The 16,786-nt window shown below is 66.8% G+C and carries 15 protein-coding genes and 1 pseudogene; 8 read left to right on the top strand and 8 right to left on the bottom strand.

All coding sequences use genetic code 11. The features are described 5' to 3' along the window. Positions 1-3: 3 nt before the first annotated feature. Complete coding sequence (locus ACVW1B_RS26830; protein ID WP_253607121.1) at positions 4-750, top strand: glycine-rich domain-containing protein; 747 nt, start codon at positions 4-6, stop codon at positions 748-750. On the opposite strand, the gene ACVW1B_RS26825 is transcribed toward ACVW1B_RS26830, so the two are convergent. Further along, positions 747-1,634, bottom strand: coding sequence for a metallophosphoesterase family protein (locus ACVW1B_RS26825; protein WP_456822489.1), 888 nt, complete (start codon positions 1,632-1,634; stop codon positions 747-749). The two genes, ACVW1B_RS26830 and ACVW1B_RS26825, sit on opposite strands and share 4 nt — an antisense overlap. A gap of 147 nt (positions 1,635-1,781) precedes the next feature. On the opposite strand from ACVW1B_RS26825, the gene ACVW1B_RS26820 reads away from it, so the two are divergent. From ACVW1B_RS26820 to ACVW1B_RS26810, 3 genes are all read left to right on the top strand, one after another. Further along, positions 1,782-2,270, top strand: coding sequence for an NUDIX domain-containing protein (locus tag ACVW1B_RS26820; RefSeq protein WP_016839736.1), 489 nt, complete (start codon positions 1,782-1,784; stop codon positions 2,268-2,270). A gap of 39 nt (positions 2,271-2,309) precedes the next feature. Then, positions 2,310-2,822, top strand: a complete 513-nt coding sequence (locus ACVW1B_RS26815; RefSeq protein WP_038386020.1) for a GNAT family N-acetyltransferase — start codon at positions 2,310-2,312, stop codon at positions 2,820-2,822. Between the two features lie 112 nt (positions 2,823-2,934). Continuing rightward, the gene (locus ACVW1B_RS26810; RefSeq protein WP_225158578.1) at positions 2,935-3,252 is read left to right on the top strand and encodes an EthD family reductase; all 318 of its coding nucleotides are present in this window, start codon (positions 2,935-2,937) and stop codon (positions 3,250-3,252) included. A 58-nt stretch (positions 3,253-3,310) separates the two neighbouring features. Here ACVW1B_RS26810 and ACVW1B_RS26805 read toward each other — a convergent pair whose 3' ends face one another. The 6 genes and pseudogenes from ACVW1B_RS26805 to ACVW1B_RS26780 form a co-directional block, all read right to left on the bottom strand. After that, positions 3,311-5,677, bottom strand: a complete 2,367-nt coding sequence (locus ACVW1B_RS26805; protein WP_456822488.1) for a TonB-dependent receptor — start codon at positions 5,675-5,677, stop codon at positions 3,311-3,313. A 111-nt stretch (positions 5,678-5,788) separates the two neighbouring features. Continuing rightward, a complete protein-coding gene (locus ACVW1B_RS26800) occupies positions 5,789-6,211 on the bottom strand; it encodes a DUF2946 family protein (protein WP_456779276.1) in 423 nt (140 codons plus the stop codon). A 164-nt stretch (positions 6,212-6,375) separates the two neighbouring features. After that, positions 6,376-8,439: a hypothetical protein gene (locus tag ACVW1B_RS26795; RefSeq protein WP_456779277.1), complete on the bottom strand. Its 2,064-nt coding sequence runs from the start codon at positions 8,437-8,439 to the stop codon at positions 6,376-6,378. Positions 8,440-8,559: 120 nt separating this feature from the next. Next, positions 8,560-11,374, bottom strand: a pseudogene (locus ACVW1B_RS26790) (DUF4159 domain-containing protein). Continuing rightward, positions 11,371-12,312, bottom strand: coding sequence for a DUF58 domain-containing protein (locus tag ACVW1B_RS26785; protein WP_456792865.1), 942 nt, complete (start codon positions 12,310-12,312; stop codon positions 11,371-11,373). Before ACVW1B_RS26785 ends, ACVW1B_RS26790 begins: the two are co-directional and overlap by 4 nt. Then, positions 12,312-13,316 (bottom strand): AAA family ATPase, encoded by a 1,005-nt coding sequence (locus tag ACVW1B_RS26780; protein WP_038386028.1) that lies wholly within the window; start codon positions 13,314-13,316, stop codon positions 12,312-12,314. The genes ACVW1B_RS26785 and ACVW1B_RS26780 overlap by 1 nt, the downstream gene beginning before the upstream one ends. 241 nt (positions 13,317-13,557) lie before the next feature. Here ACVW1B_RS26780 and ACVW1B_RS26775 point away from each other — a divergent pair, with 241 nt between their 5' ends. The 4 genes from ACVW1B_RS26775 to ACVW1B_RS26760 are packed head-to-tail and all read left to right on the top strand — an operon-like array spanning position 13,558 to position 16,380. Then, on the top strand, positions 13,558-14,199 hold the full coding sequence (locus tag ACVW1B_RS26775; RefSeq protein WP_092085829.1) for a DUF1285 domain-containing protein: 642 nt from the start codon (positions 13,558-13,560) through the stop codon (positions 14,197-14,199). A 32-nt stretch (positions 14,200-14,231) separates the two neighbouring features. After that, entirely contained in the window at positions 14,232-14,867 is a 636-nt protein-coding gene (locus ACVW1B_RS26770) for a CoA pyrophosphatase (protein WP_456781848.1), read from the top strand. Next, a complete protein-coding gene (locus tag ACVW1B_RS26765; protein WP_028333189.1) occupies positions 14,864-15,127 on the top strand; it encodes a DUF6111 family protein in 264 nt (87 codons plus the stop codon). The genes ACVW1B_RS26770 and ACVW1B_RS26765 overlap by 4 nt, the downstream gene beginning before the upstream one ends. Beyond that, positions 15,124-16,380: a CCA tRNA nucleotidyltransferase gene (locus ACVW1B_RS26760; RefSeq protein ID WP_456822487.1), complete on the top strand. Its 1,257-nt coding sequence runs from the start codon at positions 15,124-15,126 to the stop codon at positions 16,378-16,380. The genes ACVW1B_RS26765 and ACVW1B_RS26760 overlap by 4 nt, the downstream gene beginning before the upstream one ends. 144 nt (positions 16,381-16,524) lie before the next feature. Here the strand turns inward: ACVW1B_RS26760 and ACVW1B_RS26755 are convergent, their stop codons facing one another. Beyond that, a complete protein-coding gene (locus tag ACVW1B_RS26755; protein ID WP_225647785.1) occupies positions 16,525-16,773 on the bottom strand; it encodes a DUF2158 domain-containing protein in 249 nt (82 codons plus the stop codon). Positions 16,774-16,786: the final 13 nt, after the last annotated feature.

The raw sequence follows: 16,786 nt of genomic DNA, 5'->3' as shown, positions 1-16,786 counted from the left end.
ATCGTGGTCATAACACCCGCCTCGGCATTTTTCGGCGTCCTGGCGGCAGCCGCGGTGGTCGGCAGCGCGGTGCTGTTCGGCAAGTGGCAGACATTGCGGCGCGCCGAATACATCCGCACCTTTCACTGGCCGGCGGGCCTGTTGGCGCGGCTCGAGAAGCGTCACCCCGGCTTCACCCGCAAGGACAGTGCGCTGGTCTCGCGCGGCCTGCGGCAGTTCTTCCTCGCCTATCTGATGAGCGGCAAGCGCTACGTCTCGATGCCGTCGCAGGCGGCCGACGACCTCTGGCACGAATTCATTCTCTACACCCGCGAATACGACGCGTTCTGCCGCCGCGCCTTCGGCAGCTTCCTGCATCACACCCCCGCGGTCGTCCTGGTGAAGGAACGGCGCAGGAGCAATGAGGGGCTGCGGCGGGTCTGGTGGTACTGCTGCAAATACGAGAACATCGATCCGGTCAGGCCGACTCGGCTGCCGCTGCTGTTCGCGCTCGACGCCAAGCTGAGCATCGCGAACGGTTTCATCTATCACACCGACTGCGAGGCGCTGCGCCGCAGCGGCATCGGCGGCAGCAGTCCCTATTGCGGCGGCGATTTCTCCGACTCCTCGATCGACGGATCGTCAGCCGGCTTCGGCGATGCCGGCAGCGACGGGAGTGGCGGCGGCGATGGCGGTGACGGCGGTGGTGGCGGCGGCGACAGCGGAGGCGGCTGCGGCGGTGGGTGTGGCGGCGGCGGGGGCGGCGATTAGGAAAGTCGTGCTTGCTTCAATTCGCGAATGCCGGCGTGCTCGCCGAGCCCGCGCACGGTCTGCTCGCAGCGCCACGCATTGCCGTCACGCTCGATCGTGAACAAATTGTAGGCCGCCGCCGGATAGTGCTTGCGCGCCAGCGCCGATGCCGACGGCACGCCGATCGCCGGGATCTTCCGCTCCGGGCCGTCGAACCACATCGTCGAATGGATGTGGTCGTGGCCATGCAGCACCAGCTCGACGCCGTGGCGCCTGAGCAGCGCCAGCAGCTGATGCGAATCGGTCAGCCGCTTGGCGCGGCCGTCGGAGTGCAGCGGGTGATGCACCAGGAGGACGCGGAAGGCGTCCTCCCGCGACAGCTGCGCGAGGATCGCATCAAGCGCATCGAGCTGGGGATGGCCGAGCCAGCCGGTCGCCATCAGCGGCGGCGTCGGCACCGCCGAGGAGACGCCGATCAGTGCCACCGGCCCGCGGCGGCGCACGAACGGAAAATGCGTTGCCGCGCCGTCGGCGTCGCCGCGCAGGTAGTCGCCGAAATGACTGACGAAGCGATGCCGGGTCGCGCGCACATAGGCGTCGTGGTTGCCGGGGACCACGGTGACGTCGGCAGGCAAACCTACCTCCTCCAGCCATTGCCGGGCCGGATTGAACTCGGCATCCAGTGCCAAATTGACCAGATCTCCGGTCACGGCGATGTGGTCCGGCTGCTGCGCCTGCATGTCCGACACCAGCGCATCGAGCACGTCGCGGCGGTGATATTTATGACGGTTGCGCGTCCAGTTCAGGTAGCCGAAGGCGCGCTTGCCGGCCAGATCGCGCAGCCGCGCCGCCGGCAGCGGCGGCAGATGCGGGTCCGACAGATGCGCGAGGCGGAACGCCGCCATCATGCGATTCCCTTCGGATCGTCCGCGAAAAGTGGCCGGCAGCCGGTCATGTCGTGCTATCCCGAACGTCCTGCCCTGTATTGGCAAGAGCCGCGCAGGCGCGCAAGGATCAAAGCACGGATCAAGCACCATGATGTCGAGGGTTCAGTGACGGTCCTGCTCGATTTACGCAAGCGCTACGAGCCGCAGATCAGATGGGTGTTTCATTTCTACTGGCGGCTTGTCCGCAGCATGACGCTCGGGGTCCGTGCCGTCGTGCTCGATGCCGACAACAGGGTGTTCCTGGTCAAGCACAGCTACGTCCACGGCTGGTATCTGCCCGGCGGCGGGGTCGAGGTCGGCGAAAGTTTTATCGAGTCGCTGCGGCGCGAATTGGAGGAGGAGGGGCGGATCGAGCTCAAGGGCGAGCCGGTGCTGCATGGCATCTTCCACAACAGCCACGTCTCGCCGCGCGATCATGTCGCGGTCTACGTCGTCAGGAACTACCGGCAGGACCGCCTGCCGGAGCCGAATCGCGAGATCGTGGCCTGCGGCTTCTTCGATCCGGCTGATCTGCCTGACGAGACCACCCCGGGCACGCGGCTGCGGATCGCGGAGGTGCTCGAGGGCAAGCCGCCGACGGCGACATGGCGGTGATGGACCGCGCCCGCGCCAGATGCTATCCCGCGCCCCACAATGACCGAATTGTCCCTGACCATCCTGCCCGAGACCCCGAAAGACGCCCAGGCGATCGAGCGTCTGCACGAGCGCACCTTCGGGCCTGGCCGCTTCGTGCTCAGCGCCTACCGGCTGCGCGAGCATGTCGATCATTTGCTCGATGTCTCCTTCACGGCGCGGATCGGCACGCTGCTGGTCGGCTCGGTGCGCCAGCTGCCGGTCACGATCGGCGATACGCCGGCCCTGATGCTTGGGCCGTTGACGGTCGAGCCGCCGTTCCGCAGCCGCGGCGTCGGCCGTGCGCTGCTCGAGCGTGCGATCAACGACGCCCGCGCCAAGGGCCATCGGCTGATCGTGCTGGTCGGCGACGAGCCATACTACGCACGGGTCGGCTTCAAGCCGGTCCCGAAGGGACGAATGACCATGCCCGGCCCGGTCGATTACAGTCGCCTGCTTGTCATGGAACTGGTCGACGGCGCGGCCGAGGGCGTGTCCGGGCCGATCCAGCCGGACTGGAGCAAGGCGATCTGACTCCGCGCGAGCGGTGCCGGAACGGTTGCGCACCATCGGAAACTGAAGCACAGTTGAGGCAAGCGCCGGGACAAGACCGGCGCATGTCATATCAACAGGGAGAGTGCGCGCCATGATCAAAGTCAGTGTGATGTATCCGAACAATCCAGGCGCACGCTTTGATCACGACTATTATCGCGACAAGCACATGCCGCTGGTGAAGGCGCGCCTCGGCGACGCGTGCAAATACTACACCGTCGACAAGGGTCTCGCCGGGGGCGCGCCGGGGCAACCTGCAACCTATGTCGGAATGTGCCACATCTTCTGCGACTCGGTTGAGGCCTTCGCGGCCGGCATGGGCAAGCACGCCCAGGAGATCATGGGCGACATCCCGAATTACACCGACCAGCAGCCGGTGATCCAGATCAGCGAAGTCGTCGTCGGCCACTGACGACACAAGCGTTAGAGTTTGATCCCTCTGCCGCTGGCGGCAGAGGGATACGCTTGGCTCAGAACTTCAGATTGGCGAACGCCCGCACGCCGAGGCCCGGCATAAGCACCTCGTCCTTGGTATAGGAAACGGAGTTGCGGATGTTCTGGTTGAGCAGGTTGTTGCCGGCCAGACCAAGCGTCATCTCGCGCGCGCCGATCCATGACGAATTCAGCTTGGTGTTGTAGGTGATCTCCGCGTTGAGGAGATTGTAGCCCGCGGTCGGGGTCTCTCCGATGACAGCGATGTCGTTCTGCGCGAAGGCGTGCACCAGATTGATGCGGGTCAGCCAGTTGCTGTCGCGCCAATAGAAGCCGCCGCCAAGCCGCACCGGTGGAATCCGCGGCACGTTGCTGCCGTCGGTGAAGGTGGCGCGCACCACGTCGAACTGGTTCTCGATGCCCCAGATGCCGCCGTTGAGCGGGCCGATGTCGAACTGGCTCTGGAATTCGGCGCCGCGGAAGATCGCGTCGCGCTGCGAATAAACCGCCTGCCGCGCCTCATTGTTGGGATCGCCATTGCCGCAGGAGTCGAAATCGTCGCCGCACATCACCCCGGTCAGGCGGCGATAGATGAAGTTGCTGAAGCGGGTGTAATAGGCGGTGGCCTCGAAGCGGAACGGTCCGGTCGCCTTGCGCAGGCCGATCTCGACCGATTTCGCGGTCTCGATGGTCAGGTTCGGATTGCCGATGTCGAATGTCGCGGTCGCATCATGCGCGCCGCGCGAGAACAGCTCCGCAGGCTTCGGCGCGCGTTCGACATATTGCGCGGTGATGCTGCCGACGAGATCGCCGGGCAGGTTCTGCAGCAGCCCGATGCTGCCGCTGACCGGCGTGTAGGACGGATTGCGTGCGATCGAGCTCTGCGGTACGCCGTCAGGCAGATAGTCCGCCGGGAAATTCGGCATCGATCCGTGCAGGTCGACATGCTCGATGCGGCCGGCGATTTGCGCCTTGGTCGAATCCGTGAATTTGAATTCGTTGAACACGTAACCCGCGACGCGGTTGTTGTTGTTCGGACTCCACAGCCCGTTGAACAGCGAGCCCGGATCGTCCGGGCTCGGCGCGGTCAGCTCCTGATGCCCGGCCTGCACGCCGAACGCCGTCGTCACCGTGGCGAAGCGCGCGTTGAACGGCATCATCTGGACCTCGACGCGGGCTTCCTGCTCCTTGTTGGTGAAGGTCTGCCGCACGCCGTCGCTGAACGGGTCGGTCGGATCGGCGAGGCCGAGCTCGTTATGGCGATAGTCGGTCGCGCCGACCCAGAACCGCACCGCGTCGATCGCAGCAGTATAGGGCCGATACTCGCCCTTGACGGCGATCTTGGTCTGGTGCGCGTCGATCCGGGTCTGGTGATCGGCGCCGTCGGTGCCGGGGATGTGGTAGAGCGAGTCGTTCTGGGTGATCGCCGCGCCGATATAGCCGCCCTGGAAGAAATAGGAGGCGCCGACCGACGCGCCGTCCGACTGCGTCGCGGAGTTCGGCTGGCGGCCGTTGAATGGCTGGCCGGGCACAAATAAATAGGGATAGCTCGGGATGCTGTAGTCGCTGGTGGTGCGGCCATAGACGTCGGCATGCACGGCGACATTGTTGCCGCCGGCGTCCAGCAGCATGCCGCCCTCGACGCCGCGGTTGACCGAGCTCACCGAGGTGCGGGTCTCGACATTGAGGCAACCCGGCGCGCCAGCGTCGGCCAGCGGCGCCTTTACCGGCAATCCGTAGCTCTGGAACGGCGCCGCCGCGCAGGTCGGCATCGCATCGGGAATCCGGTTGTTGGTGGCGCTGACGACGCCGCCGATCGAGGTCGAGCCGTAGCGCAGCGCGGCCGGGCCGCGCACCACTTCGATCTGGTTGGTCGAGAGTGGATCGATCGGGACGAAATGATCCTCGCCGAGATCCGACACGCCGCCGCCGCCGAGACCGTTTTCGACGATACCGACGCGATTGACGTCGAGGCCGCGGATGATCGGCCGGCTCGACGCGCCGGGCGCGAAGCTCGAACCGGTGATGCCGGGTTTGGAAAACAGGAGGTCGCCAAGCGTGGCGCTGCCGGAGCGCCGCAGTTCCTCGTTGGGTATCACGGTGACGGTGGCGAACTGATCGGTCACCACGGGCAGCACGCCTTGCTGCGGTGCCGGTGCGGGCGCCGCAGGCGCCGGTTGCGCGGCCGCGGCGCGTTCGCGATTGCGGCCCGGCGCGGCCCGGACAATATGGCTCGGCGTGCGCGTTGGCGCCGTCCGGTGCCGTTGGATCGGGCTCGGTGCCGTCACGGTGATGTCAGGGAGTTGCGTCGGCGTGTCGTCGGCCAGGGCATTGTGGCTCATCGCGCCCAGCAATAGCCAGCTCACGCTCCCGATGTGGAGTGCTCGTTTCTTCTGAAGTGTCATTGTCCCGATCCAGGCCCGTCGAAATGACGGATCGATTCCGATTTGCCCCATCGGCGCAGGTCGCGAATGTGGCGCGGCCGTCCGCTCAGGGCGTGCAGCAATCAGTCGATGTCAGGACAGGGGAGGTGCGCGGGAGTGGAAGGCCGCCGGCGCCGATTTCAGATGGGCGAATTCGGCATTGGTAGTGCGGAACAGAAGCTCGATGGCTTCCGGCAGCAACAGCACCGGCGGCGCCGTGAACAGCATGCTGCTCGCGAGCGAGATGACGGCGCAGATCGCGCAATTGTCGGCCGGATGCCGCTCGTTGTCGTGATTGGCGGGCTGGGTCGTCCCGGTCACCTGGACCGCGAGGTCCGGCGTCGCCGAGGTCCCGATATAGGCGAGATCGACCAGCGACAGCCCGGTCTGGACTGCGGGTGCCGCTTGCGCAGCCGCGATCGGATGGAAATGCCCGAACGACAGCATGAACTGGACGGCGAGCGCGAACAGCGCAAGCCGCGAGCCAGTCTTGATGTGTCGCCGGAACCACTGCATGTCTGATGACGCCCGCCCAATCGGGAGCGCGTCAACACCCCAGCGCCCCGATGTTACATTATAACATCGGATGGCGTCCGCGATGTCAACCGGCGTTCAGACAAACCGTGTCGATGCATTGCCTGTGTGTGCTTGATGCAACGCAGACGTGAGCCCGGCCGGGCTCAGCGTCCCTCGCGCAGCCATGTTGCCGCGAATGCGCCGAGCAACAGCAGCAGGCCGACCAGGCCGCCGAACATCGGCAGCACGCCGACACCCTTGACGACGCTGGCGTCGCGCATCTTGACGCCGAGCCAGCCGTCGCCGCGGAAGATCGAGGAGGAGCGCACCGGCACGACGCGCGGCATATCGAGGCTCGAACCGTCGACGATGCGCCGTGCATCGCCGCCGGTCGCCTGCGCCAGCGGCTTCAGCATGTCGGTGGTCGAGGTGACCTCCGAGAATTCCTTCGGGTTGGTCGGGCCGACATTGATCAGCGCCTTCAGCGTGCCGTCGGTGGCCTGCCACAGGCCGAGCTCGTTGGCGGGCAGCGTCGCGCGCCACTCGCCGGGATCGCCGGCGGTGAGCGTCAGTTCATGCGTGGTGCCGCTCGGCGACGTCACGGTGACCGGCGAGACGGTGTCGGCCATGGTCTGGCGCACCACCATGAGATCCTTGCCCTGCACCTGCATGCGCAGCGCCTCTTCGTCGAGGTCGGGCTGCTTCATCAGCCAGTGCGACACCCGCCGCAACAAATCGAGATGCGGGCCGCCGCCCTCGTAGCCGCGCGCCCACAGCCAGATGTGGTCCGAGAGCAGCAGCGCGACGCGGCCTTCGCCGAAGCGCGACAGCAGCAGCAGCGGCTTGCCGTCGGCTCCGGTCATGACCGGCGGATTGATCGCGTTGCGGGTATCGACGGTGCGGAAGAACCGGCTCCAATGCGGCGGCTCGGCATTCGAGCCTTCCAGCCCGCGCGTCACCGGATGGCGCTTACCGGCATCGCTCAGATGCGCGTAGAACGGCTTCTCGGTCACGCCGACCGGTTCGGCCGGCAGCACGGAGTCCAGCGGCGTGCGCCAGATGCTGGTGGTCGAGGCGTAGTCGGGGCCGGCGGAGACCAGCACCGCGCCGCCGGCGCGGACATAGCGCGCGATGTTGTCGAAATAGGCGATCGGCAGCACGCCCTGGCGGGCGTAGCGGTCGAAGATGATCAGCTGGAATTCGTTGATCTTCTGCTGGAACAGCTCGCGGGTCGGAAATGCGATCAGCGACAGCTCGTTGATCGGCGTGCCGTCCTGCTTCTCCGGCGGACGCAGAATGGTGAAGTGAACGAGATCGACGCTGGGGTCGGACTTCAGGAGGTTGCGCCAGGTGCGTTCGCCGGAATGCGGCTCGCCGGACACCAGCAGCACGCGCAGCTTGTCGCGCACGCCGTCGATCGCGACCACGGCGCGGTTGTTGACCGGCGTCAGCTCGTTCTCGAGCGGCGAGGCCTCGATCTCGACGATGTTGGGCCCGGCGTGCTTGATGTCGATGTCGACGCTCGAGGTCTGGCCGCTGGTCAGCGTGCGCTCGTTGATCACTTCGCCGTCGCGGCGGATCGTGACCTTGGCGCGCTCGCCGGTGACGCCCTGGTCGTCGAGCCGGAAGGTGATGGTCTGGGTTTGGCCGACGATGCCGAAGCGCGGCGCGGCGGTGATCGCGATGCGGCGGTCGCGCTCGTCCTTGCGGCCGGTGATCAGCGCGTGCACCGGCGCCTGGAAGCCGAGCGCCTGGGCGTTGGCGGGAATGTCATGCACGCGGCCATCGGTGATCATGAAGGCGCCGGCGACGCGCTCGACCGGAACGTCCGACAGCGCCGACGTCAGCGCCCCGAACAGCTTCGTTCCGTCGGTCTCGCCATCGGCCTGACCGGCCTCGACGACGCGGACCTCGAGGCCCTTGATCTGCTTCAGGCTGTCGACCAGCGCCTGCCGCGCCTTGTCGGTCTCCTGGTTGCGCGTGCCGAAATTCTGGCTCGGGCTCTTGTCGACCACGACGGCAGCGACCGAGGACAGCGGCTCGCGGTCCTCGCGGGTGAAGGAGGGATTGGCCAGTGCCAGCAGGATCAGCGCCAGCGCCGCGACCCGCACCGCGGCGCCCCGCGCGCGCGACACCAGGAGCAGCACGGCAATGACGACGATCGCGCCGAGCGCAAGCCACAGCACGAGCGAAGGAACCAGCGGTGTGAACGCGATACCATAGTTCATGACGTCACTCCGTCATTCCGGGGCGATGCGAAAGCATCGAACCCGGAATCTCGAGATTCCGGGTCTGGTCCTTCGGACCATCCCGGAATGACGGTGTTGGCAGCTGAAGCACTTGCATCTCTATTGTCCCAGCCGCTCGATCAAGGCAGGCGCGTGCACCTGGTCGGCCTTGTAGTTGCCGGTCAGCGTGTACATCACGATGTTGACGCCGGCGCGGAAGGCGAATTCGCGCTGGCGCGGCTCGCCCGGCGTTAGCGGCAGCATCGGCTGGCCGTCGGGGCGGATCGCCCAGGCGCCGGCGAGGTCGTTCGACGTGATGATGATCGGCGAGACGCCGTCGCCGCCGCGCGCCGGGCGCTGCGCAGCCTCGTCGTCGTCCTCGCGCGGCAGCGCCTCGACCCAGGTCTGGCCGGAGTTGAAGCGGCCGGGGAAGTCGCGCAGCAGATAGAACGTCTTGGTCAGCACGTGCTCGCGCGGCACCGGTTCGAGCTCGGGTACGTCGAGGGTCGACAGCAATTCGCGCAGCGTCTGCATGCCGGGCGTTTGCGATGAGCCGTTGTCCCCCGGCGGCGCTTCGACGGCGTCACGGGTATCGAAGATGACGGTGCCGCCCTGCTTCATGTAGGCGTCGATCTTGTTGATGGCGTCCTGCGGCGGCTTCGGCGCGCCCGGCACGATCGGCCAGTAGATCAGGGGGAAGAAAGCCAGCTCGTCGCGCGCGGGATCGATGCCGACGGGATCGCCGGCTTCCAGCGCGGTGCGCTGTCCGAGGAACAGCGTCAGTCCGGACATCCCCGCCTTGACGATGGAATCGACATCGGCATTGCCGGTCACGACGTAGGCCAGCCGCGTCTGCGACACCGCCTTGATGGCGAAGTCGTCGCTGCTGGCGTTCTGCGCGCGGCTCGGCGAGGGCACCATCGTGGTCGCAAGGATGAAGGCCAACGCGAGCGCGGCCGGTGCCGCGCGCCGCCGGATCAGCGCGGCAAGGCCGCCGCCGAGCATGGCCACCACGATCGCATCGAGCAGGAACAGCGCCAGCGCCGTCGACAGCATGATGCCTCTCAAATCGCGCGGCTCGGCGTTGGTGTAGCTCGCACGCGTCGCGCGCAGGGCCGAGGTGTCGAGCGGCGCGATCCGATCGGCGGAGGCGAGCGTGTTGACCGCGATCGGGCTCTCGGCAGTGCCGTAGAAGCCGGGCGGATGGTCGGCCGTGCCGCGATCGCGATAGTCCGCCGACATCGGCTTGGCGCTCGAGGGCGGCGGGCCGAAGACGCCGAAGCCGTCGAGCGTGCGCAGCGGCGCAACCGTCTCGGCATTGGGATCGCTGGCGACGCCCGGGCCGGGCTTCGAGGTATAGCCGGACATGTCGATCAGCCGGCGCAGCATCTCGACGAAGGTGCCGGACATCGGCAGATCCGACCAGCGCATGTCGGCGCCGACATGGAACAGGCTGACCACGCCCTTGCCGCGACGCTCGCCGGTGACCAGCGGCGTGCCGTCCTCCAGCGAGGCCCAGCTCTTGGTCGAGAGCACGGCGTCGGGCTCGGCCAGCACCTGGCGGTTGACGGTGATGTCCTTCGGCACGGTGAGGCCCGAGAACGGGCCATCGGCGGCGAACGAGGCCATGTGCTGCGGCTTCTCCCAGGTCAGGCTGCCGCCGAGCGTGCGTCCGCCGCGGCGGAGCTTGACGGGAACGAGGTCGTCATCGGCCTGGGCGAGGCGCGGACCTGCGAAGCGCACCAGCACGCCGCCTTGCTCGATCCAGGCATTGAGCCGGTCGCGGATCTCCGGCGACAGCGTGCCGACGTCGGCCATCACGATCATCGGCAACCGCTGGTCGAGGAATTGCCCGATCACCTGCTGTGGCGCGCCGCGATCGCCGAGCCTGACATCGGCAAATGGCGATAGCGCGCGGGAGAGATAGAAGGTCGACGCCAACAGCGGCTGCGCGGTGTCGTTACTCGCACCCGAGACCACGCCGATGGCGCGGCGGCGCCAGCGCCGGTCGAGCAGCTGCACGGCGCCGGCCGAATGCTCGCCGGAAATTTCGAGCCGTGCGATGTCGTTGCGCAACTCGACCGGAAGATCGAAGGCGGCTTCGGTCTCGCGATCCTGCGGTCCGAATGTGTAGCGCGCCTCGCCGATCGGCGAGCCCTTGGCGTCGACCGCGCGCACCGTTCCCGCCGCGATGCCGCTCTCGGTGCGCAGCACCTTCACCGTCATCTTGGCGGCGGCGTTCTCGGCCGCGACCAGCGCCTGCGCCGACTGCGCTCCGCCCGCATAGATCGTCAGATTGCGGCTTTCGATCACCTTGCCGAGCCCCTCGGTGAATTCGCTGCCGCGTCCGGTGTCGACGCCGTCGGACAGCCAGGCGATGTCGCAGTCGCCGGTCGACTTGAGGAAACGTCCAAGCGCGCCGAGAGTTTCAACCCGATCGACCGAGTAGGGCTTCGGCGCGAGCTGGCGCAGCGCGACGCGCGCGGCGCCGGCCGGCATCAGCGTGATGTCGCGCGCGGGCTCGGACAGCGGCACCAGCGCGACGCCACGGCGGTCGCTGTCGGCGTTGGCGATCAGTTCGTCGGCGGCCCTGATCCGCGCGTCCCAGCTCGAGGCCGCGCTCCAGCCGTCGTCGAGCAGGATCACCAGCGGCAATTTACCGGCGGCAACGCCGCGTCTGCGGATTCCAGATCGGGCCGGCAGCGGCGAAGATGACGAGCGCGGCGGCGGCGAGCCGCAGCAGCGTCAGCCACCACGGCGTGCGCGACGGCGTCTCCTCCTTGGGCGCGATGTCGAACAACAGCCGCGTCGGCGGGAATTCGATCCGGCGCGGCCGCGGCGGCATCACGCGCAACAGCCACCACAGCGCCGGCAGGCTGACCAGCCCCAGCAGCAGCAGCGGTTCGGCGAAGGAGAGGGGGAGGCCTGCGATCATGCGCTGCGTCCCGCCTTGACTATTGAGCGGCCACCGCCCTTGCTCACCATCATGCCGGCATGCAGGAACAGCAGCAGCTCGGCCGCGGAGCGGCTGGTGGTGTGGGTCGAGAACAGCCAGTCGAGCCGATTGGTCTCGCCGCGGATCTGGTCGCGATGCAGCGCGACCCGGGCGACATAATCGCTCGCCCAGCTCTCGGCGCGGCCCGCGGTGATGACGCTGCCGATCTCCGGCTCGACGAATTCGACCCGGCCGGAATAGGGGAAGGTCTCTTCGGCGGGATCGACGACCTGGATCAGGGTGCCGTGCGCGCCGGAGGAGGAAAGCCCGGCCAGCATCGCCGTGATCTCCGTGATCGGCGACCAGAAATCCGACAACACGACGACTTCGGCCAGCGACGATGGCACGAAGGACGGCGGCAGGCTCGCGCGCGTCGTCTCGTCGTGCAACATCGCTTCCGCCATCTTGTCGATCACGTTGAGGCTTGCGGTCGGGTTCAGCAGGCCGGGAATGCCGACGCGTTCTCCGCCCGCAACGAGCAGCTCGGCGAGCGCGAAGGCTACGATCAGTCCGCGCTCCAGCTTGCTGTCGCGCGCCTCGCGCGAGGCAAAGGCCATCGACGGCGAGCGGTCGGGCCAGATCCACACCGTGTGCGCGGCTTCCCACTCCTGCTCGCGGACATAGAGATGGTCGTCGCGCGCCGAGCGGCGCCAATCGACGCGCTGCGACGGCTCGCCGGAGACGAAGCGGCGGTATTGCCAGAAATTCTCGCCCGAGCCGGCGCGGCGGCGGCCGTGCAGGCCATGGATGACGTTGGCAGCGACACGGCGGGCCTCAAGCACCAGACGCGGCAGCGATGCGGCGAGCGTTCGGCTTTCGCCATCGGCACGTCGAACCGCAAGGATCTCCTCGTTCTGGTGCCTGTTGTCTGCGGCCATCAACCGATCCGGGTCTTCAGTTGCTTGATCACGTCGGGAATGGTGCGGCCCTCGGCGCGCGCCGAGAACGTCAGCGCCATGCGGTGCTTGAGCACGGGCTCTGCGAGATCGAGCACATCGTCGATCGACGGCGCGAGTCTCCCGTCGAGCAATGCACGGGCACGCACCGCGAGCATCAAGGCCTGGCTGGCGCGCGGACCCGGGCCCCATGCGATCAGCTTGCCGGCCTCGCCGCCCTCGGTGCCGGGACGCGCGGCGCGGACCAGCGTCAGGATCGCCTCGACCACGGAATCACCGACCGGCAGGCGGCGCACCAGGCGTTGCGCGGTGAGCAGCGTCTCCGCGTCCATCGACGGCTTGGCCGCGGCCTCTTCGGCGCCGGTGGTTTCGAACAGGATGCGCCGCTCGGCGTCGCGATCGGGATAGTCGACGTCGATTTCCATCAGGAAGCGGTCGAGCTGCGCCTCGGGCAGCGGATAGGTGCCTTCCTGCTCGAGCGGGTTCTGCGTCGCGAGCACGTGGAACGGCTTTGGCAAATCATGCCGCGCGCCGGCAATGGTGATGTGCTGCTCCTGCATGGCTTGCAGCAGCGCCGACTGGGTGCGCGGGCTGGCGCGGTTGATCTCGTCGGCCATCAGCAACTGCGCGAACACGGGACCTGCGATGAAGCGGAACGAACGCTTGCCCGCCGAGCTCTCGTCGAGCACTTCGGCGCCGAGAATGTCCGACGGCATCAGGTCGGGGGTGAACTGAATGCGCTTGGCATCGAGGCCGAGCGTGACGCCGAGGGTCTCGACCAGCTTGGTCTTGGCGAGGCCGGGCACGCCGATCAACAGCGCGTGGCCGCCCGACAGAATCGTCACCAGGGTGTTTTCGATCACCTGCTCCTGGCCGAAGATGACGGTGGAGACCGCTTCCTTGGCGGCCTTGATCTGGCCCGCGACCTGCTCGGCCGAACGGACGATCACATCCTCCAGTTTCTCGACGCTGTCTGCACCAGCCATTCGATCCGCTCCTTTTTGACGATGCGCGCACATCGGCGCGTCGTCATCATCTGTCGTCATCTCGGCCCTCATGCTAAACCTGAGCGAAGGCCATGTATTCGTTGAATTAAACTATCCCCACCTTATCGGTGTTTCAGGGTATGAACGGCATCACGATGTGGCGAGAATGACATCCCGATCACATCTCAGGATATGTGCACCAAACGTGCCAGATTGAAGGTAGGAAACCTTAAGGCAAACAATGGCGAAGCAAGGGCAGAGCGATTCCGGCAGGGAAACTACGGGCCTCGGGAGCAAGGGTCTCGAAGGGCTCACCACGGCCGCCAATCAAGCTGCGACATCGGGTCCGGCCGGACGCAAGGGCCTGCCGCCGGTTCACCTGTGGAATCCGCCATTCTGCGGCGATCTCGACATGCGAATCGCGCCTGACGGCACCTGGTTCTACATGGGAACGCCGATCGGCCGCCCCGCGCTGGTGCGGCTGTTCTCCACGATCCTGAAGCGCGAGGACGGCAAGCACTTTCTCGTGACACCGGTGGAGAAGGTCGGCATCCGCGTCGATGACGCGCCGTTCCTTGCCGTGGAAATGCAGGCCGGGGAAGACGCGCGCGGCCGCCTGCTCAGGTTCCGCACCAATGTCGACGATTGGGTCGATTGCGAGAAAGGCCACGGCCTCAGATTCGAGGCGGCCGAGGACGGCGGATTGACGCCCTATCTGCACGTCCGCGCCGATTTGTGGGCCAAGGTCACCCGCGCGCTCTATTACGATCTGGTTGACATGGGCGAGCAGCGGATGGTCGATGGTCAGGAGATGTTCGGCATCGAGTCCGGCGGCGAGTTCTTCGCGATGGCCGATGCCAGTCAGGTGAGGGACGCACTTTGAACGAGCCGTTGCTGAAGGTGGAGCCGGCGACGATCAGCTCGACGGAATTCTTCGCGCGGGCCCGCACGCGGCTCACTTTCGATGTGCCGCCGGGCCTGGTCGATCCGCATATCATTCCGCGCACCGGAGATTCCGGCAACGACCGCATGCTCGAGATCGTGGCGCAGGAGCAGCCGGTGCGGCCGGCCGCGGTGCTGATCCCGGTGGTCGATCATTCCGAGCCGACCGTGCTGTTGACGCAGCGCTCGCCCAATCTGTCGAGCCATGCCGGCCAGATCTCGTTTCCCGGCGGCAAGATCGACGCCACCGACGCTTCGCCGCTCGATGCCGCGCTGCGCGAGGCCTGCGAGGAAGTCGGGCTGAAGCGGGAATTCATCGACCCGGTCGGCTATCTCGACCTTTATGGCACCGCGTTCGGCTTCCGCATTCTGCCGACGGTCGCGAAGGTGAAGCCGGGATTCACGCTTGCGATCAACGAGGCGGAGGTGGTCGATGCGTTCGAGGTGCCGCTCGCCTTCCTGATGAATCCCGAGAATCATCAGATCCACACCAAGGAATTCCGCGGCATGGACCGGTCCTATTACGCGATGCCGTTCGCCGAGCGCTACATCTGGGGCGCGACCGCGGGCATTCTGCGCGTGCTGTATGAGCGGATCTATCTGTCATGATCCGCACGGTATTGACCGAGATCGGAATCTTTCTGGTCCCGTTCGCGGTCTATGCCATCTTCCTCATCGCGACGCGGTCCGGCGTGACGCTGCCGGCGTCATGGCCGCTCGACATGATCGCAAAGCTGACGCTGGTGGCGCTGGTGATGGTCATCGTGAGCTTCGTGCTGTTGGCCGAATTGACTGGCGCGCCGCCGAATTCGACCTACGTTCCAGCCCATATCGAAAACGGCAAGCTGGTGCCGGGAGTTGAGAAATGAGCGAGGTGCGCCTGTTGTCCGACGCGCCATGGCTCGCTTCCGGGCCTGCGGCGCGCGTGCTCGGCCTGCTCAACGCCGACGGCGAGGAAGCCCGAGTGATCGGTGGGGCCGTGCGCAACGCCTTGATGCGGATTCCGCTCGCCGACATCGACATTGCCACCACGGCGCTGCCTGAGGAGGTGATCCGCCGCGCCAAGCGGGCGGGCATCAAGAGCGTGCCGACCGGTATCGAGCACGGCACGGTGACCCTGGTCGTCGACAGCCAGCCCTTCGAGGTGACGACGCTGCGCGAGGATACCGAGACCTATGGCCGCAAGGCCAGGGTGGCGTTCGGGCGCGACTGGGTGCGTGACGCCGAGCGGCGCGACTTCACCATCAACGGCCTGTCGGTCGACGCTTCGGGCGTCGTGCACGATCACGTCGGCGGCCTCGCCGACATCGAGGCGAGGCGCGTGCGCTTCATCGGCGATCCCGCGCAGCGGATTGCCGAGGACTATCTGCGCATCCTGCGCTTCTTCCGTTTCCATGCCGCCTATGGCGCGGGCGAGGTCGATCGCGCCGGCTATCTCGCCTGCATCGGCGGGCGCGCCGGATTGGCCGGCCTCTCCGCCGAGCGGATCCGCATGGAGATGCTCAAGCTCGTGGTCGCGAACGGCGCCGCAAGTGCAGTGGTCGCGATGGGTGACGGTGGCTTGCTGCAGCCGCTGTTCGGCGGCGTCGCCTATACCGGCCCGCTTGCGGCGATGATCGAGATCGAGCGGCTGATGAAGCTCGCGCCGAGCGCGATGCGAAGGCTCGCCGCGCTGACGGTCGCCGTGACCGAGGACGCGCGGCGCATCGCTGGCCGGCTGCGGCTCTCCAACGCCGAGGCCAAGGCGCTCGATTCGATGGGCCATCGCTGGTGGCGCTTGCCCGGCATGGACGAGGCGCATGCCAGGCGCAGGCTCTACCGGCTCGACGAGGAGCCGTATCGCGACCGGGTGCTATTGGCCTGGGCGCGAACCGGCGCGGACCAGGATGTCGATCAATGGCGCGCGCTCGCCACGCTGCCGGAGCGCTGGCGCGCGCCGCACTTTCCGTTGCGGGCGTCGGATTTCATCGCGCGCGGCATTGCCGAGGGACCGGCACTCGGACATGTCCTGACCCTGGCGGAGGATGCCTGGTTGGCCGCGAACTTTCCGCTGGAGCCGAAGATGCTGTCTGATATCGCCGACCAGACTGCGGCCCGTTTCACCCGCGACCATCGGCTTTGAATTTTCTCTGAGTTTTCTTGCCGACGTCTCGATGCCGCCGTGGTCAGCGGCGGCACGGTGACGATTGGCTGAACGACGATCGGTCGAACGTCGCATGGAGGCGATGCTGCCGGCATCCGCCAGTCAGCATCGCGCCAACGGATCTCACGCCGCCTTGCGCTTCTTCTTGCGGTCGCCGTCGTCGTCTTCGTCCTCGTCGTCTTCTTCTTCCGCGTCGTCCTCGTCTTCGTCGTCTTCCTCTTCATCGTCCTCCGGATCGAGCTCGGTCGATTCGAGTGCGACAAGCGGCAAGGTTTCGCGAAACAGATCGCCGTCCGTACCCATCCACAGGCACGCGACCTTGTCCTCGTCGATTTCGACGACCGTGATCGGATGGCCGCCGGACTTCAGCATGACAACATCGCCT

The sequence above is a fragment of the Bradyrhizobium sp. USDA 4502 genome, assembly GCF_054063355.1.
Note: the sequence above shows the minus strand (reverse complement) of the source record. Positions and strands in the feature narration are given on the sequence as shown.

Coding starts and splice junctions, on each gene's coding strand:
- ACVW1B_RS26760 (WP_456822487.1), top strand. CDS start 15,124: ATGAGCGAGGTGCGCCTGTTGTCCGACGCGCCATGGCTCGCTTCCGGG.
- ACVW1B_RS26805 (WP_456822488.1), bottom strand. CDS start 5,677: ATGACACTTCAGAAGAAACGAGCACTCCACATCGGGAGCGTGAGCTGG.
- ACVW1B_RS26795 (WP_456779277.1), bottom strand. CDS start 8,439: ATGAACTATGGTATCGCGTTCACACCGCTGGTTCCTTCGCTCGTGCTG.
- ACVW1B_RS26825 (WP_456822489.1), bottom strand. CDS start 1,634: ATGGCGGCGTTCCGCCTCGCGCATCTGTCGGACCCGCATCTGCCGCCG.
- ACVW1B_RS26780 (WP_038386028.1), bottom strand. CDS start 13,316: ATGGCTGGTGCAGACAGCGTCGAGAAACTGGAGGATGTGATCGTCCGT.
- ACVW1B_RS26815 (WP_038386020.1), top strand. CDS start 2,310: ATGACCGAATTGTCCCTGACCATCCTGCCCGAGACCCCGAAAGACGCC.
- ACVW1B_RS26765 (WP_028333189.1), top strand. CDS start 14,864: ATGATCCGCACGGTATTGACCGAGATCGGAATCTTTCTGGTCCCGTTC.
- ACVW1B_RS26755 (WP_225647785.1), bottom strand. CDS start 16,773: ATGCTGAAGTCCGGCGGCCATCCGATCACGGTCGTCGAAATCGACGAG.
- ACVW1B_RS26810 (WP_225158578.1), top strand. CDS start 2,935: ATGATCAAAGTCAGTGTGATGTATCCGAACAATCCAGGCGCACGCTTT.
- ACVW1B_RS26785 (WP_456792865.1), bottom strand. CDS start 12,312: ATGGCCGCAGACAACAGGCACCAGAACGAGGAGATCCTTGCGGTTCGA.
- ACVW1B_RS26775 (WP_092085829.1), top strand. CDS start 13,558: ATGGCGAAGCAAGGGCAGAGCGATTCCGGCAGGGAAACTACGGGCCTC.
- ACVW1B_RS26800 (WP_456779276.1), bottom strand. CDS start 6,211: ATGCAGTGGTTCCGGCGACACATCAAGACTGGCTCGCGGCTTGCGCTG.